The organism is Streptomyces lasiicapitis (assembly GCF_014646335.1).
Taxonomy (GTDB): domain Bacteria; phylum Actinomycetota; class Actinomycetes; order Streptomycetales; family Streptomycetaceae; genus Streptomyces; species Streptomyces lasiicapitis.
This window is the reverse complement of the sequence record NZ_BMNG01000007.1, coordinates 98044-123071: the sequence shown is the minus strand read 5'-3', so window position 1 is coordinate 123071 and position 25028 is coordinate 98044. Positions and strand designations below refer to the sequence as shown.

The window sequence follows — 25028 nt, the reverse complement described above, 5'->3', positions numbered from 1 at the left end:
CGCAAGCCTTGGCTAATGTGCACACGTGACCACCGACCTGACCCTGCTGCCGCGAGTGGCCCACCGCGGACGCGAGGTCACCGCGCCCCGGATCCGCGGCCTCCTCGCGCTGCTCGCGGGGGACTTGCGCGCGGGCCGCAGCACCGAGCGTCTTGTGGCGGGGCTGTGGCCGGACGGCGAGTTGCCGGAGCGGCCGGGCAAGGCGCTGCAGGTCCTCGTGTCCAGGGCGCGGGCGCAGCTCGGCGCGCACGTCGTCGCCAGCACGGCGACCGGATACCGGCTCGGCCTCACCGAGGACCAGGTCGACAGCTCCGCCCTGCTCCTGCACGCCGCCGCGAGCGCGGACCGGGCCAGGGCAGGGGACCACGCCGGATCACTGGCCGCGGCCGAGGCCGGGCTCGCTCTGTGGGAGGGCACCCAGGAAGGCATCCCGGCAAGCACCCCGGACGGCATCTCTGATGGCATCCGTCACGGCATCCCCGACGACATCGTCGACCGGGGCGACCCCGTCGCCGCCCTCCGCGCCGAACGCGCCCCCGTCCACCGCACGCTCGTCCGCACACGGGCCCTCGCACTCGCCCGGCTGGGGCGGTACGCGGAGGCAGCCGGGCCGCTGGCCGTGGCCGCAGCGGAGCATCCGCGCGACGAGGAAGTGCTCGCCGAACTGCTGCGCTGCGAGGCGGCGACGGCGGGCCCGTCCGCCGCGCTGACCCGGTACGAGGCGTACCGCGGCGAACTTCGCGAGGCACTCGGCACGGACCCGGGCCCCGGGCTCAAGGCCGTACAGGAAGAGCTGCTGCGCGGCGAGGCGCCCGTCGTCAGGCACGGTGTGCCGCACGAGCCGAACCCGCTCCTCGGCCGCGACGACGACATCGCGGAGGTGGAGCGACTGCTGCGTGCCTCCCGCGCCGTCACCGTCGTCGGCCCCGGCGGCCTCGGCAAGACCCGGCTCGCGCACGCCGTCAGCCGGCAGTGGGGTCTGCCCTGCTCCAGCGAGGCCGACAGCTCGGGGAACGAACAGCGCGTCGTGCACTTCGTGCCGCTCGCCGGCGTCACCGCGGACGAGGACGTGGCCGCTGAAGTGGCCGCGGCGCTCGGCGCGGGCGAGGGGCGGCACGGCGCCATGGGCGGCCACGCCCCGGCCGACCCGGCCGCCGGCATCCTCGGCGTGCTCGGCTCCGGGCCCGCCCTGCTGGTCCTCGACAACTGCGAGCACGTCGTCCGCGGCGCCGCCGACCTCGTACACACCCTGGTCTCGTCCTCGAAGGACCTGCGCGTGCTCGCCACCAGCAGGGCCCCGCTCGACCTCACCTCGGAGGCGGTGTACGCGCTGCCGGAGCTCGCCCTCGACACCTCGGCCGAGCTGTTCACGCAGCGCGCCCGCGGCGCCCGGCCCGGCGTGCAGTTGCCGCCGGACGCGGTGGCCGAGGTGTGCCGTCACCTCGACGGGCTGCCGCTGGCAGTGGAGTTGGCGGCGGCGCGGGTGCGGGTTCTTTCGGTGGCGGAGATCGCCCGCCGACTCGGCGACCGGTTCGCGCTGCTCCGCGGCGGGGCGAGGGACGTACCGGAGCGCCACCGCACGCTGCACGCCGTCGTGGAGTGGAGCTGGAACCTGCTTACGGAGGACGCGCGGGCGGCGCTGCGCACGCTGTCCGTCTTCCCCGGCGGCTTCTCGGGCGAAGCGGCGGAGCGGATGCTCGGCGAGGATCCGCTGCCCCTGCTGGAGCAGTTGGCCGGTCAGTCGCTGCTCACCGTCGCCGACACCCCGGCCGGCACGCGGTTCAGGATGCTCGAGACCGTACGGGAGTTCAGCGCGGCCCGGCGCGCGGAGGCCGGCGAGGAAGAGGAGATCGTCGGCCGATTCCTCGTCTGGGCGCGGGGCTTCGGGGTCGAACACCACGACTGGCTCTTCGGGGCCGAGCCGCTGACCGTCCGGGTGCGGATCAGGGCCGAGCAGGACAACCTCGTGCTGGCCCTGCGGCTCGCTCTCGTCCGTACGGACTGCCCCACCGTCGCCGCCCTCACCGCGGTGCTCGCCGCCCTGTGGTCGACCGACTTCAACTACCCGCGCCTCGCCGTCCTCGCCGCCGACACAGGACCGCCGCTGTCGCACTACCATCCCGAGCCCGAGTACGTCGAAGTCACCCGCGCCGCCGCCGTGTTGTGCACGGCGGGCCTGTTCATGGACTACGGCCCGCACGCCGTACGCCACCTCGTCACCCTCCGGCGCCTGCCCCCGGACCCGCCGGACACACTGCTGCGCGCCACCGCGGTGGTGCTCGGCGCGGTCCCCGAGATGCTGCCTCCCGACCACGAGGTGCTGCACAGGCTCTGCGCCAGCGAGCGGCCCCTGGTCGCCGGCATCGCCGAGTGCGTCGCCACCTACGTCTGGGAGTACGAGCACGACATCGACCGCGCGCTCACCTCGGCCCAGCGGATGATCGCCGCGCTGGCACCGGTCGACGTGCCGTCCCTGCAGCTCTTGGGCCATTCGCGGCTGAGCGAGCTGTGCTTGAAGACGGGGCGGGGCGACGCCGCGTACACCCATCTCGACGCGGCGCTGCGGACGCTGCCGCGGCTCGGTGACGAGCACGACTACATCGGCATCACCTGGGGCCTCGCCCTCGCCTGCCTGCAGCGCGGCGACCCCGACGAGGCCGAGTACTGGCTGCGGCAGGCCGAGGGCGACAGCACTCCGCGGAAGGACGCCTTCTACAGCCCCGACCTCGGCGCACGAGCCGAGATCGCGCTCGTCCGCGGCCTGACGGAGACCGGGCTCGGCCTGTGGCGCGACGCCATGGAGCGGCTGCCCGGCGCCGCCGCATCGACGTACATCGGCGACCCCTGGCTCGACCCGTGGGCGCTGCAGATCCAGTCGGCGGCGGTGACGGCGCACGCGTACGCCGGCCGCCTCGACCTCGTCGCCCAGCCGGCCGAACGGCTGCGGCAGCGCCTGCGCACGCTGCTCTCCGGCCCGTCCCGCAACGCCATGGCGTTCCCCGTGCTCGGGACGGTGCTGCACGCACTCGGCATGGCGGGCCTCGCGTCCGGCGACGCCTCCGCCGTGCGGACGATCGCGCTGGCCGAACGGCTGCGTGTGCTGCGCGAGTTCCAGCCCACCATGTCGGCGGCCCGCGCCCGACGGGTGGCCGAGGACGCCGACGCGGCGGCGTACGTCGACGCCGTGTCCACGTACGCCGCCCTGGGGCGGGACGAGCTGCGGGAGGCAGCCCGCGCGCTCAGCTCGGGTCGCGGTTGAACAGCGACGTCGACCAGAGGTAGCCGAGCGTGGCCAGACCCAGGCACCAGACGACCGCGAGCCACCCGTTGTTGCCGATTTCGCTGCCGAGCAGCAGTCCGCGCAGGGTCTCGATGGCCGGGGTGAACGGCTGGTACTCGGCGATCGGCTGGAACCAGCCCGGCATCGCCTCGACCGGCACGAACGCGCTGGAGATGAACGGGAAGACGACCATCGGCAGCGCGTGGTTGCTGGCCGCCTCGGCGTTCGGGCTGGCCAGGCCGATCCCGACACCGATCCAGGTGAAGGCGGTGGAGACAAGGGCGAGCAGCCCGAAGGCCGCCAGCCACTCCAGGACCGTCGCATCGGTGGACCGGAAGCCGACTGCCACGGCGATGGCGCCGACGAGGAGCACGCTGACGAGCGCCTGCAGCACGCTTCCGACGACGTGCCCGATGAGCACCGACCCGCGGTGGATCGCCATCGTACGGAAGCGGGCGATGATGCCCTCGGTCATGTCCATGGACACGGACACGGCGGTCCCTGCCGGGGTGGCGCCGATGGTCATGAGCAGGATGCCCGGGACGAGATAGGCGATGTACTGGGAGCGGTCGGCGCCGCCACCGCCGATGCCCGCGCTCATCACGTCGCCGAAGATGTAGACGAAGAGCAGCAGCAGGACGATCGGCATCAGCAGGATGTTCAGGGTGAGCGACGGGTAGCGCCGCGCGTGCAGGAGGTTGCGGCGCAGCATCGTGGCCGAGTCGCGTACGGCGGGGGAGAGGGAGCTCATCGGACGGCCTCCGTGGCCTGGACGGGGGCGACGGAACCGCCGGTGAGGGCGAAGAACACGTCGTCGAGGTCGGGGGTGTGCACGGTCAGCTCGTCCGCCTCGATGCCGGCCGCGTCCAGCCAGTCGAGGAGGGAACGCAGTTCGCGCTGGCTGCCGTCGCTGGGGATGTGCAGCGACAGCGCCTCGTCGGAGGTGACCGCAGAGACCCCGGCTCCGGCGACGCCGTGAGCGTGGGGGAGGAGGACCTCTTTCAGGGCGACGGCCGCGGACCGGTACGTCGCCGGGTCGGTGAACCGCAGCCGCACATGCCCGCCCGGGACGAGCCGCTTCAGCTCCTCGGCGCTCCCCTCGGCGGCGATCCTGCCGTCGTTCAACACCGCGATGCGGTCGGCGAGTTCGTCGGCCTCCTCCAGGTACTGGGTGGTGAGGAAGACGGTGACGCCGCCCGCGACCAGCTCGCGGATGATCCGCCACATGGTGTGGCGGCTGCGCGGGTCGAGGCCCGTGGTCGGCTCGTCGAGGAAGATGATCCGGGGCTCGCCGACCAGCGTCATGGCGATGTCGAGGCGGCGCCGCATGCCGCCCGAGTAGGCGGCGGCGGGCTTCTTCGCGGCCTCCACCAGGTCGAAGCGCTCCAGGAGTGCGGCGGCGGTGCGGCGCCCCTCGCGGCGGGAGAGATGGTGCAGGTCCGCCATGATCAGCATGTTCTCCTCGCCCGTGATCAGGCCGTCGACGGCGGAGAACTGCCCGGTGACGCCGATCGCGGATCGCACGGCCTGTGGGTCGGAGGCCAGGTCGTGGCCGCCCACGTGCAGCTCGCCCGCGTCGGCGGTGATGAGGGTGGAGAGGATTTTGACGGCGGTGGTCTTGCCGGCGCCGTTGGGGCCGAGCAGGGAGAAGACGGTGCCTGTCGGTACCGCCAGGTCGATGCCGTCGAGGACCGTCTTGTCCCCGTAGGCCTTGCGCAGCCCCTTGGCCGCGATGGCGGGTGAACGCGATGTCGTGATCGTCATGCCGCAGAGGCTGCGGCATGACGCGTTCAACGCGGTTTCACAGCGGTTTCAGCCTCACAGATCAGTGCTGATGATCTTCTCGATGTTCCGCTCGGCGAGCGCCGTGATGGTGACGAACGGGTTGACGGTGGTGTTGCCGGGAATCAGCGCGCCGTCGATGACGTACAGACCCGGATGGCCGTGCAGACGGCCGTAGTTGTCGGTCGCCTTGCCGAGGACCGCGCCGCCGAGGGGGTGGTACGTGAGGTGGTCGCCCCAGATCTTGTAGACGCCGAAGAGGTCGGTGCGGTAGATCGTCCCTTCCTTGGCGTTGATCTTGTCGAAGATCGTCTTGGCGGCGTCGATGGACGGCTGCTTCCAGGCGGTCTGCCAGTTCAGCTCGGCCCGGCCCGCCGCCGCGTTCCACGAGAATTCGGCGCGGTTCGGATTCTTGGTGATGGACAGATAGAAGGAGGCGTACGTCTCGATGCCGGTGGGCAGTGGCGCCACCTCGGCGAAGGCGCCGCCCGCGGCCCAGTTGTCGATGCCCGCCGTGGGGATGGCGGACTGGAGGGCCCCGGTCGGGTCCCACAGGTGGTTGGCGCGCCCGCACATGACATTGCCGTTGTCGCCCCAGCCCTTGCCGACCTCGCCGTTGAGGCCGGGCAGGGCGCCGGTGGCCCGCAGTTTCACCAGGAGCTTGCTGGTGCCGACGCTGCCCGCGGCGAAGAACACCTTGTCGGCCGTCATGGCCTTGGTGGTGACGGTGTCACCGCTGGTGTTGATCTGGTCGATCGTGACCGTGTAGCCGCCCCCGGCCGCCGGGGTGACCGAAGTGACCTTGTGCAGCGGGGAGATGGTGACGCGTCCTGTGGCCTTGGCACGTGCGAGATAGGTCTGCTGCAGTGACTTCTTGCCGTGGTTGTTGCCGTAGAGGATCTCTCCCGCGAGCGCCGACTTGGTGGCGGTGCCCGCGGCCTCCCGCTTCATGTAGTCCCAGTCGTACACGTCGGGTACGAAGACGAACGGGAACCCGGAGCGCTGCGCGTGCTTGCGGCCCACCCGGGCGTACTGGTAGCACTCGGCCGTCTCGAACCAGGCCGGGTCGATGGTGTTCACCCCGAGGCCCGCGTTGGCGCGCGGGTAGTAGGTCGCATACATCTCCGCCGCGTCGACCGAGGGAAGCACGAAGGAGAAGTTCTCGCGCTTCGGCGTGACCGCCATGCCGCCGTTGACCAGGGAGCCGCCACCCACGCCCCGGCCCTGGTAGACGGTGATGCCGCCGAACTCCTCGGCGTCCAGGATCCCGGTGTGGCGCGGGACGTTCTTGTCGAGCGGAAAGCCCAGGAAGTTGCTGATGGGCTGCTTGGTCTTGGTGCGAAGCCAGTAGGAACGGACGTCCGGGCTGGTGGTGTTGGCGAAGATCTTGCCGTCGGAGCCCGGGGTGTCCCAGGCCATGCCCATCTCGATCATGTGTACGTCGACGCCGGCCTCTGCGAGCCGTAATGCGGCCACGGAGCCGCCGTATCCGGTGCCGATCACCAGGACGGGGACGCGGGCGCCGTCCACGGCGGCTCGGGCCGGGAACGCCTGCGAGGCCAGCGCGGCCGCGCCGAGAATGGAACCCGTTCCAGCAATAAATCTTCGACGTGACAGTCCATCAGACGACGCGTCACGCCTGGTTGTACCACTCATGTGACCTTCCTCACTCTTGACGGAATCGAAACGAGTTCTACTGCTGTGGGCGAAGGAAGTCACGGCATACCAAAAGGTAACTTCCGTCCGATCTCGTACCCACCAAGATCATCGTTCATGCCGCTGCGGCGGGGGCGCGGGAGGCATGGTGATCTACGTAACTGGGCGGAACGTGCCCTGCGTTGTCCGGTCAGACCGCGCTGGGGCGCGGCGGCCGGACGTAGGTGAGCGTGTGGTGGGAGACGAGCTTGCCGGCGGTGTCGGTCGTCTCCGCGGTGCCGTAGACGATCAGGCGGCCGGGCCGAATGATCGTGGACTCGCAGACCAGGTCGGTACGGGCCGGGCCGAGGAAGCTCGTCGTCATCTGCTGGGTGACGGACGGATCGTCCTCGCCGAACAGCGACATGATCGCTATCCAGCAGGTCACGTCGGCGAGCGTCATCGCGCACCCGCCCTGGAGGACGCCGCCGGGGCGGAAGAGCTCGGGGCGCTGCGGCAGCGAGACCTTGGCGTGTCCCTTGCCGACGGCGTCCACCCGGAATCCCCACCAAGGCCCGAAGGGGCTGTTGTCGAGGACGGCCTGAGCCGCGTCGGCGTTCATCATCGAAGGAACATAACACTGGGCGGGGGCGGGGGAGTTGCTGGTGGGCGGCGTGCGTGCCCCATCCGGGGCGGCTGCCGTCCCGCCGCCCACCGCGAAACTCGCGTACGGATCAGCGCCGGAGGTCGCGCCGACGGCCGCTCAGTTGTCCGCGTACTCCCGGTGGTCTCCCGCGGCTCCGTCGATCAGCTCTCGCACGATGTCCATGTGCCCGGCGTGCCGGGCCGTTTCCTCCAGCATGTGGATGAGTACCCACCGCATCGTCACCTGGCGCCCGTCCCACGCCTTGCCCAGATCCTCAAGTCCGGTCTCGGAGATCGCACGATCGGCGGCGGCTCGCGCACGCGTGTAGAACGCGACAAGACTCTCGATCGTCTCGTCATCGGCGACGGTCATGTCCTGCGTTTCCGGATCGAACCACAGTGGCTCCGCGGCGCGTGCGAACGTCTCACAGAACCAGCCGTACTCCACAGCCGCCAAGTGCTTCACCAGACCGATGGGTGCACCTTTCTGCCCGCGTCCACCATTGTTTGTGGGGACCTCTCGCCGAACGTCCACAGCAGCACTATGGCTGCCGGCACGCCCTGTTGGTCGTGAATCCGTCAGGCTCCGCTCAGGGCGTGCACGCCGCGGCGATGGCGAGGCTGTCCTCGTACACATGGAAGCCGGTGATCAGCCCGTCCTCGACGACGAAGTGGACCGCGAAGGGGGAGCTGTACGGCTTGCCCGAAGCGCGTACCCTCCCGGCGAGATGGCCAGTGATCACGCCATGGACACCGTCGGCGATGACCGTGTCGGTCCTCACCCGATCCGGGTCGGGGACCATTCCGGCGGCCAGTTCACGGAAGTGGTCGGCCGCGTCCGCGCGCGTCGTCCGGGGGCGGGTCCACGGGGCGGCGGGGTTGGGTGCGATGTGCCAGTCGATCTTTTCCGCGAACAAGAGGGCGATGTCGTCAGGATCGCCCGCGGCCATTCGGATGAGGAATTCGCGTACGACGGCACGCGTGCGCTCGGTCGCGGAGGCGTCGGGTCCGGGGCAGGTCACAGGAGGATTCCCGTCTCTACGGCGGCGGGCCCCCGTGCCCGCCCCGGCCCGCATCGGTCGCGGAAAGGCTAGCCATACGCGTGGCTCCGGTGCCGGATCGACGCGTCACCGGCCTGTCGGGCACGTCCTGGGGCCGCAGCTCGTTCGCCTGCCCTCGGAACCCCTCGCGGGCTTCACTGCGGTGAGCCGGCGGCGGTCGAGGTCAGGAACCCGCGGACATACCCGGCCACGGTGTCCAGGTGGCTTTCGAGCAGGAAGTGTCCGCCGCCGCGCACCAGGTGGATCTCCGCGTCCGGCAGGTCCCTCGCGAAGGCGCGTGCCCCGTCCGGGCCGAAGATCTCGTCGCCCGCGCCCCAGACCGCGAGGAGCGGAACCTGGCTCTCCCGGAAGTAGGCGTGCACCTGGGGGTAGAGGGGCGGATTACTGGCGTAGTCGCCGAACAGGGCGAGCTGCACGAGGTCGTTGCCCGGCCGGCTGACCTCGCGGTGGTCGGCGGCCCACGTGTCGGGGTCGACCAGCTCGGGTCGGTCCACTCCGTGCAGGTACTGCCAGCGGATGGCGTCGAGCGCGAGGGCGCCACGGACGCCGGGTTCGGTGTCGGGCCCCGGATTGTCCCAGTACGCCCGTACCGGCTTCCAGAACTCCGGCACGAGGCCGTCCTCGTACGCGTTGCCGTTCTGCGTGATCACCGCGGTGATCGCCTCCGGGTTGCGCAGGGCAAGGCGCCAGCCGATGGGGGCGCCGTAGTCCTGGACGTACACGGCGTAGCGGGTGATGCCGAGCTGGGCCAGAAGGGCCTCGGTGACGTCCGTGAGCGCGTCGAACGTGTACGTGAACGTGTCCACGGGCGGGGCGTCGGAGTTGCCGAAGCCGAGGTGGTCGGGGGCGATCACGTGGAATCGGTCGGCCAGCGCCGGAATGAGTTGGCGGAACATGCGGGAACTGGTGGGGAATCCGTGCAGGAGCACGAGCGTGGGCGCCTCGCGGGGTCCTGCCTCGCGGTAGAAGACGCGATGTCCCCGCACGGTCGCGTACTGGTGGCGGACCTCAACCATGACTAACCCCTTAGATGCCTTGAGGTGGTTACCTCTTGGCGTCCAGTAGACCGCTCTTGGAGTAACCTGTCAATCGATTCAATGGGGTTAGTTGGGAAGGTGGGGTCCGTGCTCGACGACCAAGCTCTGATGCAGGCGCTGAACAGCACCCCTGTCGTCGATGACCGACGCCAGGACCTGTGGGGCGACGACCACGACGTGGACAGGTGGGCGCGGGAGCACGGAGGGCTCGGCGGCGACGAGGAGCGCCGGTGGCTGCGCACCGCCCGGGACGCGCTCCAGGCGGTGGAGTGGGGTGCGTCGGCGGAGCCTGATCTGGGGCGCGTCCTCGCGGGCGTCCGCAAAGTCCCACAGGTCGGTGCGTCGGGCGTCGAGTGGCACTTGGAGGTGGAGCCGGGGCGCAGGCTCGCCGTGGAACTCGTACTCGCGTGGGCCGACGTCAAGGAGCGCATGCCCGGCCGTCTGCGGCCGTGCGGGAACCCTGAATGCCGCCTCTTCCTGCTGGACCGCAGCCGCGCCAACACCGCAAGGTGGTGCTCGATGAAGACGTGCGGGAACCGGCTCAAGGCCCGTCGGCACCAGGCTCGGGTGCGGGAGAGCGACCGGCCGTAGGCGGATCGTCAGAAGCGCTCGACCGGGTTGAGGTAGCTGAGGGTCTCCAGCGGTTGGTCGGTGAAGAAGCGAGCCATCAGGTCGGCCAGGTCGGTGTCGCGTTCGATCTGGACCAGGTGGTCGGCTTCCTTGATCGTGGTGAACCGGCCCCGCACTCCCTGGGCGACACGCCGTCCCACGGGAGGTGGGGTGATGGTGTCGTGTTCGCCGGTGAACACGAGGACGGGAGCGGTGACGGCAGGCTCGGGCAGGCTCCACGGGTGTGACAGGAGACGCTCGTGATGGGTGATGTCCATGGCGAGTTCGCGCGCGGTGAGCCGGGCGAACCTCTGCCGCATGAGGCGTGCCACGGCAGCGCGGCGCCGCACCAGTCCGTGGTCGGGCGGGGCCATGAACTGCTCGACCATGTCCTGGGCCAGGTCGTCGAGCAGGCCCTCGTCCACCATGCCGCGCCAGCGTTTGGCGGAGGCGGTGTACTCGGGGGAGATCTCGACGGCGGTTCCTCCGAGCATCAGACGCGCGGTTCGCCGCGGGTGCCGTTGCGCGTACCGCAGCGCGACGGAGGCCCCGAAGCAGGCTCCGAACACGTTGACCGGTCCGAGCGAGAGCGTGTCGACGGCGTGGCGGACGGTGTCGGCGAGGAAGTCCATGCCGTGCTCGACCGGGAGGGGGTCGGCGTCTCCGTAGCCGGGCAGTTCCAGAGTCAGCATGCTGGTGTGCGACAGGAGCAGCCGCTCGTACCGCAGCCAGGAGAGGCGGTCCTGCGAGGAGCCGCCGAGGACGACGACGGGCTCGGTGGCGGAGTTGCCCGCGGTGGCCGTGCGCGCCACGAAGCGGAATCCGCGGAAGTCCAGCTCATGATCTGTCGCTTGCATACAGACGGTTTGGGACATCCGGCTTGTATAGCGGCTGCCGCACGGCCGACGGCGGTGTGGCTCGGCCGGTTCATCTCTTCGAGCGTCCGCGGTGCTCTACCGGGGCGAACAGGAGAGGTTCCGAACCCACGTGCCCGGTCCATCTGCTCATACTCAGCGGCATGCGGATGCTGCTGGTGACGTGGGGCTCGACGGGGGACGTGGCTCCGTACGTGGGGTTGGGCGTGCGGTTGAGGGCCGCGGGGCAAGAGGTGGTGGTCGCCACTTCTGAGCGCCACGCACCCAGATTCCACCTCCACGACCTGCCGGTGCGCGTCCTTCCACTGGCCCGCCAGGAGGAGTCCGCGCTGGCCGCGGACCGCTTCGACCGATGGCAGAGCCCCAGTCGGATTCGGCGCAGGACGCGCAATGCCCAGGACATCGCCCAAGTGATCGCCCGTGGCGTCCTCGACGCGGTCGGGCGGGGCGGCGAGGTGGTCGGGCAGGGCAGCGACGCGGTTGGGCAGGGCTTCGATGTGGTCCTCGCCCACCCTCTGGCCCACCCCTTGTGCTCCGTGATCGCCGAAGGAACGGGCCTGCGGTGCGTCGGCCTCTACACGGCCACACCAGGGATGCTCCTGCCCCGGCTGAGCGCGTCGCCTGTGCTGTCCCCCCACGGCCACCGGCTCGCCGAAACCCTGGCGCGCGCGGCCATGAGCCCTCTGTACGCTCCGGCGCTTGCCTGGATCAGGCGGGAACTGGGGATCCGGCGCCGAGAGGCCGGCACCCGTGGCGACGTCCAGCGTGGGCAACGCGTCCTGCACGGATACACCAGCGCCCTGCTGCCGAAGGATTTCCCGCTGGCCGACGGTCACACGTGCGTGGGGTACTGGTGGCCGGCCCGGGACCCAGGCTGGCGCCCCGACGAGCGCCTGGTCGACTTCCTCGCCTCGGGACCGGCTCCCGTGTACTTCGGGTTCGGCAGCGTCTCGCCGGGCGACGCGGAGCGGTTGAGCGCCACCATTCAGGACGTCGTCCGCAGAGTTGGCGTGCGCGCGGTGGTGCAGGCCGGCTGGCAGGGCCTCGACGTCTCCGACGACGACGTCCTGACGATCGGCGAGTGCCCCCACGACTGGCTCTTCCCCCGCATGACCGCCCTGGTGCACCACGCCGGGCCCGGAACCGCGGGCGCCGGCCTGAAAGCCGGGGTCCCCGCCGTGCCTGTGCCCCTCTCCCTCGACCAGCCCTTCTGGGCCCGCCGCATGACGGCCCTGGGCTTGTCCCCCGCCTCCCTCTCCGCACGCCGACTGACCGCACGAGAGCTGTCCGACGCCCTGCACACAACACTGCGGGACGAGCAGTACCGACTCCGGTGCACCGAGATCTCGAAGATCATCGGCAGGGAGGACGGGGCGGCAGCTGTCTTGAGCTCGCTCTTGGAGTCCTGACTCGGCCTGGAGTCAGGGCGCGCCTGCGCGACTCGCGGGCCTCCCGGCTTGCCGTACAGCATGGTGATGGCACTCGTATCGCTCTCCTTGAGCTGTCAGGCCAAGCCCCCAACCAGCAGGGCTGCCGCTGTCGTTGCGGTGCGTGGCTGAGCGCGCGGGTGACGTCGGCCGGCAGCCGTCAGCTCGGTGTTGTGCCGGTTCCTGCTCCAGCACGCGGAACATCACTCACCGTGACATCGCCCGCCACCATGGGAAAGCCTCCGCGTCGCTGAACCTCGGCCTCCAGTTGACCGTCTCGTAACGCGAGGGGGCATCGACGCTGGTGAGGAGTACGTATGGACGCCTGTACGCTCGGCGCCCTGATGGGTGTCGTGGGCAGCACGGCCCTGCGGCTTCACACCGCGCCCGCCGGACCCGGCGCCCCGGTCACCGAGGCGCTTCTGTACGACGCGCACGCCCCGCTGCCCCATGCGCCGGGGGCGCTGCTGCTCGCGGTCGGCGTGCGGGCCGCCGCGGCCGGGTCGCTGGTGCGGGCCGCGGCGAAGGCCGGGATGACCGGGGTCGTGGTGCGGGGCGAGGACGGGCCCGTCGACGAGGCCGAGGCGCACGGTGTGGCACTCCTTGCGGTCGACGAGGAGGCGTCCTGGCATCAGGTGCACCTGATGCTGGCCTCGGCGATCGGCGCGCGGTCCGCGCCCAGCAGCGGCCTGGGGGACCTGTTCGCGCTGGCGGACGCCATCGCGGCGGCGACCGGCGGGGCGACAGCCGTGGAGGACCCGCGCCAGCGGATCCTCGCCTACTCCACCGTGCCCGGCCAGCCGGTCGACGAGGACCGTCGCCAGGGCATCCTCGGCCTCCAGGTCCCGGACAGCGTGGACAACGGGGACCAGGTCCGGCTGGTGTTCGGCTCGGACGCACCGGTGCGGCTGCCCTCGCTCTCCGCGGACAACCTGCCGCGGCTCGCCGTCGCGGTGCGCGCCGGCGGCGAGACCCTCGGTGCGATCTGGGTGGTCGACGGCGGCACGCTCGCACCGGACGCCGAGGACACCCTGGCCCAGGGCGCGTCCACGGCGGCGCTGCTTCTGCTGCGCGCCCGCGCGGCCCAGGAGCTCGATCGGGACCAGAACACCGGTCTGCTGCGCCGGTTGCTCGACGGTACGGCGGACGCCTCGACGGTGGCGCACCGCCTGGGCTGGGACTCCGTCCGGGTCGCCGCGTTCGCGCTGGACTCGGCCGCGAGCGTGCCCGACGCCGAGCGGACCTTGCTCCGGCTCCTCGACGTCGTACGCCTGCAGTGCGAGGCCCGCTACGGGCGGCACGCGTGCGTGTCCCTGGACGGGGTGGTGTACGCGCTGCTGCCCGCGCCCGGCGAGGACGGCGCGCCGCGCACGCCGCAGGAACGGCCGACGGCCGACCGGCGCCACCGGCAGCTGGCGGAGGACATCGTGCACCGGGCCGGGCAGTCGCTGCGGGTGCCGGTACGCGCGGCGCTCGGCGAGGTCGTACCGGACCTCGGCGGGGTCGCCGACTCCCGCGCGGACGCGGACACGGTCCTGCGGCTGCTGCACGACGCCCTGCCGGTGGCCACGGTCGACGAGGTACGTCCCAAGGTGACGCTGCTGCGGCTCGCCGATGTGATGCGGGAGCAGCCGGAGTTGGGCGCGGGCGCCTGGCGACAGGTCCTCGCGGCGGACGCCGAACACGGCACCGACTACGCCCGCACCCTGATGTCCTGGTTCGACGCGGGCTGCGACGTGGCGGGCGCGGCCAAGGCGCTCTCCGTACACCCCAACACCTGCCGCTACCGCCTCAGACAGGTCGGCCGACAGCTCGGCATCGACTTGGCGGATCCAGACGAACGTCTCGTTCTCTGGCTGCAGTTGAGGGTGCTGGGGGAGGGCTCCTGGTGAGGTCGTGCCGACAGGTGGCCCTGACTGAGCTTGTCCTTTTGACCGCTTGACCGCCCTGTCTCGGTGACGGCGTGCCGCAGGCATGGGGTCCCAGCGGCCCCGGGCCGCGGCCCTCCGATGTGCGAGCCGCGGCCCGGAGTCTGTTACACCCGGCCGTTGACGAGGCCGTTCTCCACCCGTTTGTCGCCCCTGAGGGAATCACAGGGAACGTGATCGACGATGTGCGGGCTTGCTTGGCGGCGATCCCTGCCTTCACCTGCGCGTTCCCGAACGTGGCGTGGTTCGGACAGGACCGGGTCCATTTGATCGCCGGCGCCGATGCGCCAGGTTCGTTGCGGACTGTGGCCGAGTTCGCGCTGCCGCCGACACCTTCAACGAACGTAGCTGGTGACTGTTAGCGCAGGTCGTGGATGAGCTTCGCGAGGACGGAGTCCAGTTTCTTCTCGTTGAACTCTTCCGAGCCGATCAGCAGGGTCACCGAGCGGCGTCCGTCGTCGGTGACGGCGTTCCTGAGTTTGTGGCCGGTCTCCATGAAGCCGCTGTGTCCCCAGGTGACGAAGCCCGGGGTGTGCTGGTAGCGCTCGACGCCCAGGCCGTAGTGCTCGCTGCGTGCCTCGGGGTCCGCGACGGTCTTCTTCATCTCGGCGAGTTGGGCCGGGGCCAGCAGTTTCCCGGACATCAGCGCGGTCCAGAAGGCGGTGACGTCGGGGCCGGTGGAGACCAGGGCACCCGACGCGTCGGCCCCGGAGACGTTCCATTCCGTCCAGTCGAGGAGTTTGCCGGAGCGCTTCACGTAGCTTCGCAGTTCCGGCTTGGGGAGGGTGGTCCGGTCGCCGGGCCAGTACGTGTCGTGCAGTCCGAGGCGCTTGACGATGCGCTGGTTGATCTCGGTGCCGATGCTGCGGCCGGTGACCTTGGTGACGATCAGGCCCGCCAGGTTGTAGTTGGTGTTGGAGTACGAGAAGCCGGACCCCTTCCTCTCGGGCGGGGGCAGGGTCAGCGCCTGCTTGACCGTGAGCAGGGGGTCGATGTGGTCCCAGCGGTGTGCTTCCTCCTCTTCCCAGAACGGTGCTTCCAGGTAGTCGGGCAGGCCGCTCGTGTGCTGCAGCAACTGCCGGATGGTGATCTTGCGGCCGTCGTAGTGCTCGGTGCGGATCAGACCCGGCAGGTAGTGGTCGACGGAGTCGTCGAGCTTGAGCTTGCCTTCGCCGACGAGTTGGAGCACGACCGTGGCCACCCAGGTCTTGGTGTTGCTGGCGATGCGGCTGTGCTCATTGCCGACGACCTTTCGCCCCTTCTTGAGGTCGGAGAGGCCGACCCCGTGCTTCTGCACGCCGCAGCGCGGACTCTTCACCGTCACGCTGATCCCCGAGGCGCCGACGCCGCGCAGTTCCTTCAGCGCCTCTTGGATGGGCTTGCTGTCACACCGCGGTGCCGCGGCCGACGCGGCAGGGGCGGTCATCAGTGACGCTGTGAACGCCAAGGCCGCAACAGCAGTTGTCCGACGTCGCATGAGTCTCCTTCTTCCCTCCGGTTACGTACGGCGTAACCGGATACGCAACAGCGTCGGGCCACGACCGGCCGCGGGCATGCGGTGCCCGGCCAGGGATTGCGGACATGGTTTGTGCGCTTGGCCAACAGGCCGTTTCGTCCGGTCTGTTACGTGGCGGGGACCAGCCGACGGGGTTTGTCCACGCGCACAAGCAGCGGCCCGCTGATTTGTCCCGCAGGACCAAGGCCAGGGTGCTTGGCGTGCGTACGTTGAGGCCAGGTTCCCCAAGCCCCCGATCGGCAGCCGGGCCGCGTCCGCCCCTCTGCCTCGATGGCCTCGATCCTCGCGAAAGGCTCCGCCGTGTCCTTGGACCTGCATCATCGCGCCGTCGTCGCCGATGCCCACAACGACCTGCTCATGGCCGTTGCCGCCCGCCCTCCGAAGCAGTGGGGCGGCTTCTTCCGGGAACGGTGGCTGCCGCAGCTGCGTGAGGGCGGCGTCGACATCCAGGTGCTTCCGGTGTTCATCGACGACCAGTACCGCCCCGAGGGGGCGCTGCGGCAGACCCTGCGCATGGTCGAGTGCGGTCACGTCCTCGCCGAGGCCAACGCCGACCAGGTCGCGCTGTGCGTCGACGGCGCGGACATCGACAGAGCCCTCGGCGAGGACAAGATCGCCCTTGTGCTCGCGCTGGAGAGCGCACCGGGCATCGACGCCTCCGTCGAGCTGTTCTCCACCCTGTTCCGGCTCGGCGTGCGGATCGCCTCGATCGCCCACTGGGGACGTACCCCGCTTGCCGACGGCAGCCGGGAGGACGCCACCGGCAGCCGCCTGACCGCCCCCGGTGTCGAGGCGCTGCGGGAAATGGAACGCCTGGGCATGCTCTTCGACATCTCCCACCTGGGGGCGAGCGGAGTCGCCCACGTCCTGGAGCTCGCCACCCGCCCGCTGATCGCCACCCACTCCAGCGCCCGCGCCCTGCGGGACCACCACCGCAACCTCACCGACGACCAGATCCGCGGGGTGGCCGGCACCGGCGGTGTGGTGTGCGTGAACTTCGTACCGGACTTCCTCACCGACGACGAGTCGAAGGTGAGCGTGGACCGGGTCGTCGACCACATCGAGCACATCGTCTCCGTGGCCGGGATCGACCACGTCGGCCTCGGCCCGGACTTCCTCCGCGAGGTCATCGCGGACCTCACCCCGCCGTGCTGCGAGAACGCCGACGACGAGGACCCCCTGTTCGACTTCCCCGGCCTGGAGGGTCCGGCCGACCTGCCCGTGGTCACGGAGGCGATGATCCGGCGGGGTCTGGCCGAGGAGGACGTACTGAAGATCCTGGGCGGGAATCTGAGACGTCTCATGAGTACGCACATGGGCTGACGCCCGCTCAGTTCCTGCGCACCCCGCCGACCCATCACCCGTTCCACCCCGGACCCCCGGAGGACCCACCCGTGCCGCACGACTCCCCACGCCTGTCCGCGCAGGCGGACCACACGCCGTCCCTGGACGCGATGCTCGCGGACCTCGAAGAACTCGTCACCTGCGAGTCCTACTCGGCCGACCACGCGGCCCTGGCCCGCAGCGCCCAGGTGGTCGCCGCGCAGGGCCGCCGCCTGCTCGGCGCCTCGCCCCGGACACTGGTCGTCGAAGGCGTCACCCACGTGCAGTGGACCTTCGGCATGCCGCGCATCCTGCTGTTGGGCCATCACGACACCGTCTGGCCGACGGGTTCGATCAGGACCCATCCCTGGTCGGTGGAGCAGGGCGTCGCCCGCGGCCCCGGGGTCTTCGACATGAAGGCCGGGCTGGTCCAGATGTTCCACGCCCTCGCGTCGCTGCCCTCCCTGGACGGGCTGTGCGTGCTTGTGACCGGTGACGAGGAGATCGGCTCGGGCACCTCCCGCGCGCTCATCGAGGACGTCGCGCGCCAGTGCTCGGCCACCTTCGTCCTGGAGCCATCGGCACCCGGAGGTGCCCTGAAGACCAGCCGCAAGGGCACGTCCCTCTACGAGATCACCGTGCACGGTCGCGCCGCCCACTCCGGTCTCGAACCGGAGAAGGGCGTCAACGCGGCCACCGAACTCGCCCACCAACTCCTCGCCCTGCAGGGCGTCGCCGACACCGTCTCCGCCGCCACCGGGCCCGGGACGACCGTCACTCCCACGGTGATGCGGGCCGGGACCACGAGCAACACCGTGCCCGCGCGGGCCGAGTTGAGTGTGGACGTCCGCGTGCCCAGCCCCGCGGCGCAGGAGGAAGTCGACCGGCTCATCCGGGCCTTGGAGCCACAGCTCCCCGGTGCCCGCCTGGAGATCGGCGGCGGTCCCAACCGGCCGCCCCTGGACCGGGACGCCTCCCGGGAGCTGTTCGCCCTGGCCGCCGGACAGGCCGCCCGGCTCGGCCTCGATCCGCTGTTGCAGATGGCTGTCGGCGGAGCTTCCGACGGCAACTTCACCGCAGGGGTCGGGTGCCCCACGCTCGACGGCCTCGGCGCGGTCGGCGACGGCGCGCACGCCGACCACGAACACGTCATCACCGCCCATATGCCCGACCGCACAAGGCTGTTGGCCCAGCTCGTCGGAGCGCTGCGATGACCGGCCGCGGTGCAGCGGTGAACGTATCGACGATCCGAGAACTCCACGACATGGAGGACTTCGAAGCCGTCAGCCTCCTCTACGCCGAGATCTGGGGGAGTGAACCCGGCAGCTCGCCCATCTCCGCCGAGGTGTTGCGGGCCCTGTCCCAAGCCGGCAACTACGTGGCCGGAGCCTACGAGGACGACCGGCTCGTCGGGGCGTCCGTCGCCTTCTTCGGCGAACCCATAGGCGCCACCCTGCACTCGCACATCACCGGCGCCGTCATGGGACGCGGCGTGGGCCTCGCCCTGAAGACGCACCAGCGGCAGTGGGCGCTGGCCCGCCGCCTGACGCGCATCACCTGGACCTATGACCCGCTGATCCGCCGCAACGCCTACTTCAACCTCGTCAAGCTCGGCGCCCGGCCGCAGGAGTACCTGACCTCCTTCTACGGCGCCATGGACGACGCCATCAACGGCGGCGACGAGTCCGACCGCATCCTGACCGCCTGGGACCTCACCGCACCCGCCCCGCCCGAGGTGATCGAGCTGCCCCCGGGCACCGAGCACGCCATCCTCGATCACAACGGCCGCCCGGAGACCGTCGCCACCGACGCCGACACCGTGCTCATCGACCTCCCGGACGACATCGAAGCGCTGCGCCGCACGGATCCCGGCGCCGCCCGGGCCTGGCGCCTGGCCGTACGCCACACCCTGGGCGCCCTGCTCACCGAAGGCGCCGACGTCATCGGCTTCCACGAACGCCGCCGCTACGTGGTCCAGCGCCCAACACCCCATCCCTGACCGCATAGCGCTTACAGCCGAGCCACCAGCCATGAGGAGCCACCAGCCATGAAGACGAAGATCTCCGGCGTCGAACTGCGCCGGATCGCGATGCCGCTCGTCGCCCCCTTCCGCACCTCCTTCGGCGTCGAGACCAGCCGTGATGTGCTGCTGGTCCGCGTCGTCACCCCCGACGGCGAGGGCTGGGCCGAGTGCGCGGCCATGTCCGAGCCCCGCTACTGCTCCGAGTACGTCGACGGCGCGCAGGACGTCCTGCGCAAGTTCCTCGTCCCCGCCCTGCCCAAGGACGGCGTGGACGCACAGGCGGTGGGGCGGATCCTGCACCCCTTCACCGGCCACCGGATGGCCAAGTCCGCGCTGGAGACGGCGATCCTCGACGCCCAGCTCCGCGCCGCCGGCGAGTCCTTCGGCTCGTTCCTGGGTGCGGCCAGGGACCGGGTGCCGTGCGGCGTCTCGGTCGGCATCATGGACTCCGTCCCCGAACTCCTCGACGCCGTCGAGGGATACATCGCCGAGGGCTACGTACGCATCAAGCTGAAGATCGAACCCGGCTGGGACATCGAGCCCGTACGCGTGGTGCGTGAGCGCTTCGGCGACGAGCTGCTCCTGCAGGTCGACGCCAACGCCGCCTACACCCTCACCGACGCCCAACACCTCGCCAAACTGGACGAGTTCGGGCTGCTGCTGATCGAACAGCCGCTGGCCAACGACGACGTGGTCCAGCACGCCCAACTCGCCAAGCTCCTGCGTACTCCGGTCTGCCTGGACGAATCCATCGAGTCAGCCACCGACGCCGCGGCGGCCATCTCCCTCGGCGCGTGCTCGGTCATCAACATCAAGCCGCCCCGGGTCGGGGGCTACCTCGAAGCCCGCCGCATCCACGACCTCGCGGCCGCCCACGGCATCCCCGTCTGGTGCGGCGGCATGCTGGAAACCGGCATCGGCCGCGCCGCCAACGTCGCCCTGGCCGCCCTGCCCGGCTGCACCCTGCCCGGCGACACCTCCGGCTCCAGCCGCTACTTCGCCACCGACCTCACCGAGCCGTTCGTCCTCTCCGACGGCCACCTCGATGTGCCCACCGGTCCGGGCCTCGGCGTCGAGCCGCTGCCCGACGTACTCAGGGAGGTCACCACCTCCAGCGAATGGATAGCGCTGTAAGCACGCGGAGCCGCTCAAGGAGGCGGCCGCGCCCAGGTGTCACCGGCTATCCGCTCAAGCCTTGTTGAGGGTGACGTCCTGGCGCTGGGCGGCGTGGAAGAAGGGCATGGGCAGGACGTTGGTGGCGCGCAGTTCCATGAGGGTGGCTTCGACATGGGCCGCGCCGGGCCTGACGGAGCGGGTCGGTACCTTGCCGGTGTTCTGCCAGCGGTGCTCGACGCCGTCGCACAGGGCCACGCTGCTGCCGATGGTCCGCTTGACGCCGGAGCCGCTCCGGCCGATCGACGAGCTGACGAACACCGGTCCGGCGGCACCCGTGCAGCGGTAGGTGCCGGAGAGCGTGACGGTGCCGTCCTCGGCGATCCTGCCGGTGGGGTCGACGGTGACGCTCTCGCCGTCGTCGGCCGCGGCCTGGCCGGGGGCCAGGCACAGCACGGTGACGGCGAGGAGGGCGGCGGTGAGGGCAGGGCGTACGGACATGGTATGCCTCCGGTTCTCTGGGTGGAAATTCCACTGATACTGGACATTCGCGGAGTCAGGTGTGATCGCCACTCCTTTCCCGGCGCGTCACCCTCCGGGAGTCGCCCGCATGCGCGAGTACGCGCCGCAGGGTGGTCGCCCTGCCCGGCCGCGGCCCGTGGCAACCACCCAGGGTTTGCGTTCAACCCGGGTTGAGTTGGAAGGGTTGTGTTCCACCGGCCGCCGGTCGAAGAGCGGCCGGGCAGGGAGAGGTGGAACATGAGCGGAGCGTCGACTCTGACCGGGACAGCGCGGGCGCTGCGGCAGGGCGAGGTGACCAGCGTCGGGCTCACCGAGGCGGCCATCGCCGAAGCCGAACGCTCGGACGGGGTGCTCGGTGTGTACCTGACGCGCTTCGACGAGCGAGCCCTGGCCGCGGCCGCCCGCGCCGACGAGGAGCTGGCCCGCGGGATCGACCGGGGGCCGCTGCACGGGATCCCGTTCGGAGTGAAGGACACCATCGCGGCGGCCGAGGGCCCGACCACCGCGCAGAGCCTGGTGCACGACCGCGGCTGGTGGGCCGGGCGGGACGCCCCGGTGGTGGCCCGGCTGCGTGCGGCGGGCGCGGTGCTCACCGGGAAGACGACCGCGATGGAGTTCGGGTGCGGGCTGCCGCAGGAGGACAAGCCGTTCCCGTTCCCGCGCAACCCCTGGCGGACCGAGTCCTGGGCCGGAGGCTCCAGTTCGGGCTCCGCGAGCGGCGTCGCGGCGGGCATGTTCGCGGCCGCCCTCGGCAGCGACACCGGTGGCAGCATCCGCATGCCCGCCGCGTTCTGCGGGGTCACCGGCTTGATGCCTACGTTCGGACGGGTGCCCGTGGCCGGCTGCGTACCGCTCGGATACAGCCTCGACCGCGTCGGCCCGCTCGCCCGCAGCGCGCAGGACTGCTCGGCGATCCTGAAGGTGATCGCCGCAAGGCCGGACGACGCCCCCGAAGCGTCCCTTGAACTCCCCTTCGCCGAGCCCGAGTTCGGCGGCGATCTGGCCGGGATGCGAGTCGGCGTCGCGCGGGAGCACCATTTCCCGGCGGACGGAGATCCGGCGCTGCCCGGGGCCTTCGACGAGGCCGTGGCAGTGCTTGCCGCCCTCGGGGCGGACGTGGTCGAGGTACGGCTGCCGTACTGGCAGGAGCTGATCACCGCGGTGTTCGTGACCGCGAGCAGCGAGGGGCTGGCCCACCACCGCGCCGACCTGTCCCGCCACTGGGACGACTACTGCGTGGCTTCGCGCGGCCTCCTCGCGATGGGCGCCCTCGTGTCTGGCGCGGACTATGTCCAGGCGCAGCGGGTGCGCACGGTGGCGCAGCGCGCCGTGGACGACCTGTTCGCGGAGGCGGACGTGGTGGTGTGCCCGACCGCGTCGATCGGGGCGCCACCGTTCGACGCCCTCGCCGACGCGGCGGGTCACCAGGACCACGCGGGCGTGTTCGGCAAGGTCCATACGCCGTACTGGAATCCGCTGGCCAATCCCGTACTGGCGGTGCCGATGGGCGTCACCGCGACCGGACTGCCGCTGTCGCTGCAGATCGCGGGTCCGGTGGCGGGGGAGGCGACGATCCTGCGGGTCGGCGACGCGTTCCAACGGCGCACGGACTGGCACCTGCGCGCGCCTGATCCGGCGGCGTATGCGGTCAGGGCGGGAGCGGACCCTGTCGGCGCGGACGGCGTCGCCGCGGAGTCGCGCGCATGAACGGGCCGCCGCAGGACGAGAATGCCGCGTACGACGATGAGGGCGCCGCGCGCCTCGACGACGTCGGCGAACGGGTGCGTACGCTGCTCGCCGCCGCGCGGCTACCCGCGCACGAGGCGCAGATCATCGGGCTCGTGGCCGCGTACCGAGTCCAACGCCCGGCCGTGGACGCGCTCTTCGAAGTGCCCGCGGCGCGATACGCCCGGCCCGTGCTGCGCCGGGATGCCCACATGCAGCCGGAGGGCGAGCCCGACGCCGGTCGCTGATGCCTGGTCCACCACGCGGGCACCCTCGGGGCGTACCCCACCCCTTGATTCCCCCTCTCACGGCTTCTCTTCTTCCGCTGGGGCGACGGTGTCATCATGCGTCGCATGAGACACATACGCGCAGGGGTGGGGACCTTGGTGTTATCGGCCACGGCGATGCTGGTATCGGGATGCGCGGGAGACGGCGGACAAGATGACCCGGCGCCGAGTGCTCCGGCTTCGTCGGCGCCGCAGACGGCTCCGACGAACTCGAAGGAGGCTGCGAGGCAGCACGCACCGGGTCCGGCGGGCGATCTCGACCGGCTGGCCGACCGGAAGGGCTGGGAGGTCTCATCGGGCTTCACCTCGGCGTCCGCGTACGTGGCGGACGTGTGCAAGGTGATGACGTCGCTGCAGAAGAACGAGCAGGACCCGGGTGGTTGGCTGGCCCGGCGCGTCAAGGGTGATGACCCCGCTGTGCTGCGGGCGGGAATGCCGAAGCTGTGCCCGAAGTGGTCGAAGGCCGCATCGCAGGTGCTGGAGGGGGACTACGCGTACTGGTACCCCAACGGCACCTACGTGGTGGTGAAGACGAAGCCGAAGCCACCGCCCCGGAGCTCCGACGAGACGGGAGAGATCAGTCCGGGCACGTACCGGGTGACGGGTGACGTGGCGAACTGCTACTGGGAAAGGGCCACTCAGGAAGGGAAGGTCATCGACAGCCGTTTCCTGACGGCAAGCAAGGACGTCACCGTGAGAATCCGGGACACGGACGGGCAGTTCCGGTCCGAGAACTGCGGGGTGTGGAAACCGGTCGGCTAGAGACTGTCCCTTGGACCCGTACCAGTCGGGCTTTTGGGCCCGTCCTGGTCGGGACGCGGCACGGGAACGGTCGCCCGGAAGTCCGGGCATCGTTCCAGGTCGTGGCCGTGGGCACAGGTCAGGAGGTGGCCGAGGTAGGAGCGGGCCGCTTCGAGGCGGGCGATGTGCGCCTCGAGCGTCGTGATGCGGGCGTGCACGGTGGACTGCCAGTCGGTGCCGGGGGGAGCGGCGCGGTGGAGTAGGGAGTGGATCTCCTCGACGGACATCAGACCGGTCTCCCGCCACAGCTTGATCAGCGCCACGCGGTAGACCTGTTCGGAGTCGAAGTACCGCCGCCCGGACCGCCGGTGCGGCTCCACCAGCCCGCGCCGCTCCCAGTAGTGCAAGGTCGACAGGGGCAGCCCGAACCGGTCGGCGACCTCTCGTATCGGTGTCAACTCGTCCATGGACTCAGTGGCTCCTGTGGCTCCCGTGGCTTCCATGGCTTCCATGAGACCAGGTGTCGGCTACTCGGGCGGATCCTCGCGGGGGAGGCCGTCCGCGGCGGTGTGCAGGAAGGCGGTGAGTTCCCGGACGAGCGCGGTCGGCCGTCGGCGGTACACGATGCTGACCTCGCGGGCCGGAGTGAGCCCGCGCAGGCCGACCACCGACACCTGGGACAGGTCGGCCCCGGCGAGCAGGCTCTGGGGGACGAGCGCGATGCCCAGTCCCGCGCCGACAAGCGCCAGGATGACGTGGTAGTCGGCGGACTCGTAGGCGACGTACGGCTCGATGCCGACTCGGCGGGTGAGTGCGTCCAGGCAGGTCCTGTTCGGGATGCCCGGGGCGCCGGAGATCCACGTCTCGTTCCCCAGCCGACCGAGGCTGATGTCGCGACGCGGCGAGCCGCCGGCCAGCCGATGGGCGGACGGCAGCACCAGGCGCAGCGGGTCGTCGAGCAGTGGCTGCCGGTCGAGGCCCGGGTGCGGTGTGTGCGGCACACCGGGGTAGCGATGGGTGATCAGTACGTCGAGGTCGCCCGACGTCACGAGGCCGTAGCCGTCGGGCGGTTCGATGTCGACCAGGGACAGCTCCGCACGCGGATGCCGACGCTGCAGCGCGGCCAGCGCCATCGGCACAAGCACCTGCGCCGCGGTGGCGAACGAGCCGAGGGCCAGGCGCTGCGGCAGCGCACCCATCGCGGCGTCCACCGCGGCACGCGCCTGCCGGAGCTCGCCGATCACCCGCTCCGCGTGCTCCACCAGGACGGCGCCGACCGGTGTCAGCGTGACGCCGGTCGGGCGGCGTTCCAGCAGACGGGTGCCGAGTTCCGTCTCGAGTTTGGAGATCTGCTGCGAGAGCGCCGAGGGCGTGAAGGCGAGATTGCGCGCCGCCTCGGCGATGGACGCGGCGTGCGCCACCTCCATCAGGACCCGCAGTCGGTTTACGTCCAGCTCTCCCGTCACACGTCCATCGTAAGCAGTGCTAATGGAGGCTTA

General features: G+C 70.8%; 22 protein-coding genes and 1 pseudogene. 11 read left to right on the top strand and 12 right to left on the bottom strand.

Translation table 11 applies throughout. The features are described 5' to 3' along the window. The first annotated feature begins 25 nt into the window (after window positions 1-25). Window positions 26-3259: an AfsR/SARP family transcriptional regulator gene (locus tag IEY91_RS16940; protein WP_189174604.1), complete on the top strand. Its 3234-nt coding sequence runs from the start codon at window positions 26-28 to the stop codon at window positions 3257-3259. On the opposite strand, the gene IEY91_RS16935 is transcribed toward IEY91_RS16940, so the two are convergent. The 7 genes and pseudogenes from IEY91_RS16935 to IEY91_RS16905 all read right to left on the bottom strand — a co-directional run bounded on the left by IEY91_RS16935 (window position 3240) and on the right by IEY91_RS16905 (window position 9419). Then, window positions 3240-4031, bottom strand: coding sequence for an ABC transporter permease (locus IEY91_RS16935; RefSeq protein ID WP_189174603.1), 792 nt, complete (start codon window positions 4029-4031; stop codon window positions 3240-3242). The genes IEY91_RS16940 and IEY91_RS16935 overlap by 20 nt on opposite strands. Continuing rightward, window positions 4028-5044: an ATP-binding cassette domain-containing protein gene (locus IEY91_RS16930; RefSeq protein WP_189174602.1), complete on the bottom strand. Its 1017-nt coding sequence runs from the start codon at window positions 5042-5044 to the stop codon at window positions 4028-4030. Before IEY91_RS16930 ends, IEY91_RS16935 begins: the two co-directional genes overlap by 4 nt. A 54-nt stretch (window positions 5045-5098) precedes the next feature. Beyond that, window positions 5099-6718, bottom strand: a complete 1620-nt coding sequence (locus tag IEY91_RS16925) for a GMC oxidoreductase (protein ID WP_189174601.1) — start codon at window positions 6716-6718, stop codon at window positions 5099-5101. 190 nt (window positions 6719-6908) lie between these two features. Then, window positions 6909-7322 carry a PaaI family thioesterase gene (locus tag IEY91_RS16920; RefSeq protein WP_229697022.1) on the bottom strand — a complete coding sequence of 138 codons (414 nt, stop codon included), beginning with the start codon at window positions 7320-7322 and terminating at the stop codon, window positions 6909-6911. A gap of 138 nt (window positions 7323-7460) precedes the next feature. Further along, window positions 7461-7817 (bottom strand): annotated as a pseudogene (locus tag IEY91_RS16915) (DinB family protein); the annotation flags it as partial. 115 nt (window positions 7818-7932) lie between these two features. Beyond that, window positions 7933-8364, bottom strand: coding sequence for a nuclear transport factor 2 family protein (locus IEY91_RS16910; protein WP_229697021.1), 432 nt, complete (start codon window positions 8362-8364; stop codon window positions 7933-7935). A gap of 173 nt (window positions 8365-8537) precedes the next feature. Further along, window positions 8538-9419 (bottom strand): alpha/beta fold hydrolase, encoded by an 882-nt coding sequence (locus IEY91_RS16905; RefSeq protein WP_189174598.1) that lies wholly within the window; start codon window positions 9417-9419, stop codon window positions 8538-8540. A gap of 108 nt (window positions 9420-9527) precedes the next feature. Between IEY91_RS16905 and IEY91_RS16900 the strand changes: the two genes are divergently transcribed. Then, the gene (locus IEY91_RS16900) at window positions 9528-10031 is read left to right on the top strand and encodes a CGNR zinc finger domain-containing protein (RefSeq protein WP_189174597.1); all 504 of its coding nucleotides are present in this window, start codon (window positions 9528-9530) and stop codon (window positions 10029-10031) included. Window positions 10032-10039: 8 nt separating this feature from the next. Here IEY91_RS16900 and IEY91_RS16895 read toward each other — a convergent pair whose 3' ends face one another. After that, on the bottom strand, window positions 10040-10906 hold the full coding sequence (locus tag IEY91_RS16895) for an alpha/beta fold hydrolase (RefSeq protein ID WP_164327796.1): 867 nt from the start codon (window positions 10904-10906) through the stop codon (window positions 10040-10042). A gap of 161 nt (window positions 10907-11067) precedes the next feature. On the opposite strand from IEY91_RS16895, the gene IEY91_RS16890 reads away from it, so the two are divergent. Together IEY91_RS16890 and IEY91_RS16885 are read left to right on the top strand one after the other, a co-directional pair. Next, window positions 11068-12333 (top strand): glycosyltransferase, encoded by a 1266-nt coding sequence (locus IEY91_RS16890; RefSeq protein WP_189174596.1) that lies wholly within the window; start codon window positions 11068-11070, stop codon window positions 12331-12333. A gap of 335 nt (window positions 12334-12668) precedes the next feature. Further along, the gene (locus tag IEY91_RS16885; RefSeq protein ID WP_164327798.1) at window positions 12669-14243 is read left to right on the top strand and encodes a PucR family transcriptional regulator; all 1575 of its coding nucleotides are present in this window, start codon (window positions 12669-12671) and stop codon (window positions 14241-14243) included. A gap of 394 nt (window positions 14244-14637) precedes the next feature. Here IEY91_RS16885 and IEY91_RS16880 read toward each other — a convergent pair whose 3' ends face one another. Then, a complete protein-coding gene (locus tag IEY91_RS16880) occupies window positions 14638-15705 on the bottom strand; it encodes a serine hydrolase domain-containing protein (protein WP_189174595.1) in 1068 nt (355 codons plus the stop codon). Window positions 15706-16095: 390 nt separating this feature from the next. Between IEY91_RS16880 and IEY91_RS16875 the strand changes: the two genes are divergently transcribed. From IEY91_RS16875 to menC, 4 genes are all read left to right on the top strand, one after another. Continuing rightward, window positions 16096-17118: a dipeptidase gene (locus IEY91_RS16875; protein WP_164327801.1), complete on the top strand. Its 1023-nt coding sequence runs from the start codon at window positions 16096-16098 to the stop codon at window positions 17116-17118. 131 nt (window positions 17119-17249) lie between these two features. Further along, window positions 17250-18332: a M20 family metallopeptidase gene (locus IEY91_RS16870; protein WP_189174820.1), complete on the top strand. Its 1083-nt coding sequence runs from the start codon at window positions 17250-17252 to the stop codon at window positions 18330-18332. Next, window positions 18329-19117, top strand: a complete 789-nt coding sequence (locus IEY91_RS16865; protein WP_373287962.1) for a GNAT family N-acetyltransferase — start codon at window positions 18329-18331, stop codon at window positions 19115-19117. Before IEY91_RS16870 ends, IEY91_RS16865 begins: the two co-directional genes overlap by 4 nt. 48 nt (window positions 19118-19165) lie before the next feature. Next, on the top strand, window positions 19166-20275 hold the full coding sequence (gene menC, locus IEY91_RS16860; RefSeq protein ID WP_189174594.1) for an o-succinylbenzoate synthase: 1110 nt from the start codon (window positions 19166-19168) through the stop codon (window positions 20273-20275). Window positions 20276-20329: 54 nt separating this feature from the next. Here the strand turns inward: menC and IEY91_RS16855 are convergent, their stop codons facing one another. Beyond that, window positions 20330-20755 carry a DUF6299 family protein gene (locus IEY91_RS16855; protein ID WP_189174593.1) on the bottom strand — a complete coding sequence of 142 codons (426 nt, stop codon included), beginning with the start codon at window positions 20753-20755 and terminating at the stop codon, window positions 20330-20332. A gap of 258 nt (window positions 20756-21013) precedes the next feature. Between IEY91_RS16855 and IEY91_RS16850 the strand changes: the two genes are divergently transcribed. The 3 genes from IEY91_RS16850 to IEY91_RS16840 all read left to right on the top strand — a co-directional run bounded on the left by IEY91_RS16850 (window position 21014) and on the right by IEY91_RS16840 (window position 23550). Beyond that, window positions 21014-22483, top strand: a complete 1470-nt coding sequence (locus tag IEY91_RS16850; RefSeq protein ID WP_189174592.1) for an amidase — start codon at window positions 21014-21016, stop codon at window positions 22481-22483. Continuing rightward, window positions 22480-22749: a hypothetical protein gene (locus IEY91_RS16845; RefSeq protein ID WP_189174591.1), complete on the top strand. Its 270-nt coding sequence runs from the start codon at window positions 22480-22482 to the stop codon at window positions 22747-22749. Before IEY91_RS16850 ends, IEY91_RS16845 begins: the two co-directional genes overlap by 4 nt. Before the next feature lie 156 nt (window positions 22750-22905). Continuing rightward, on the top strand, window positions 22906-23550 hold the full coding sequence (locus IEY91_RS16840; protein WP_229697020.1) for an Rv1352/Rv1906c domain-containing protein: 645 nt from the start codon (window positions 22906-22908) through the stop codon (window positions 23548-23550). Here IEY91_RS16840 and IEY91_RS16835 read toward each other — a convergent pair. Both IEY91_RS16835 and IEY91_RS16830 read right to left on the bottom strand, forming a co-directional pair. Further along, window positions 23547-23996, bottom strand: a complete 450-nt coding sequence (locus IEY91_RS16835) for a helix-turn-helix domain-containing protein (protein WP_189174589.1) — start codon at window positions 23994-23996, stop codon at window positions 23547-23549. The genes IEY91_RS16840 and IEY91_RS16835 overlap by 4 nt on opposite strands. A 60-nt stretch (window positions 23997-24056) precedes the next feature. Further along, complete coding sequence (locus tag IEY91_RS16830) at window positions 24057-24995, bottom strand: LysR family transcriptional regulator (RefSeq protein ID WP_229697019.1); 939 nt, start codon at window positions 24993-24995, stop codon at window positions 24057-24059. Window positions 24996-25028: the final 33 nt, after the last annotated feature.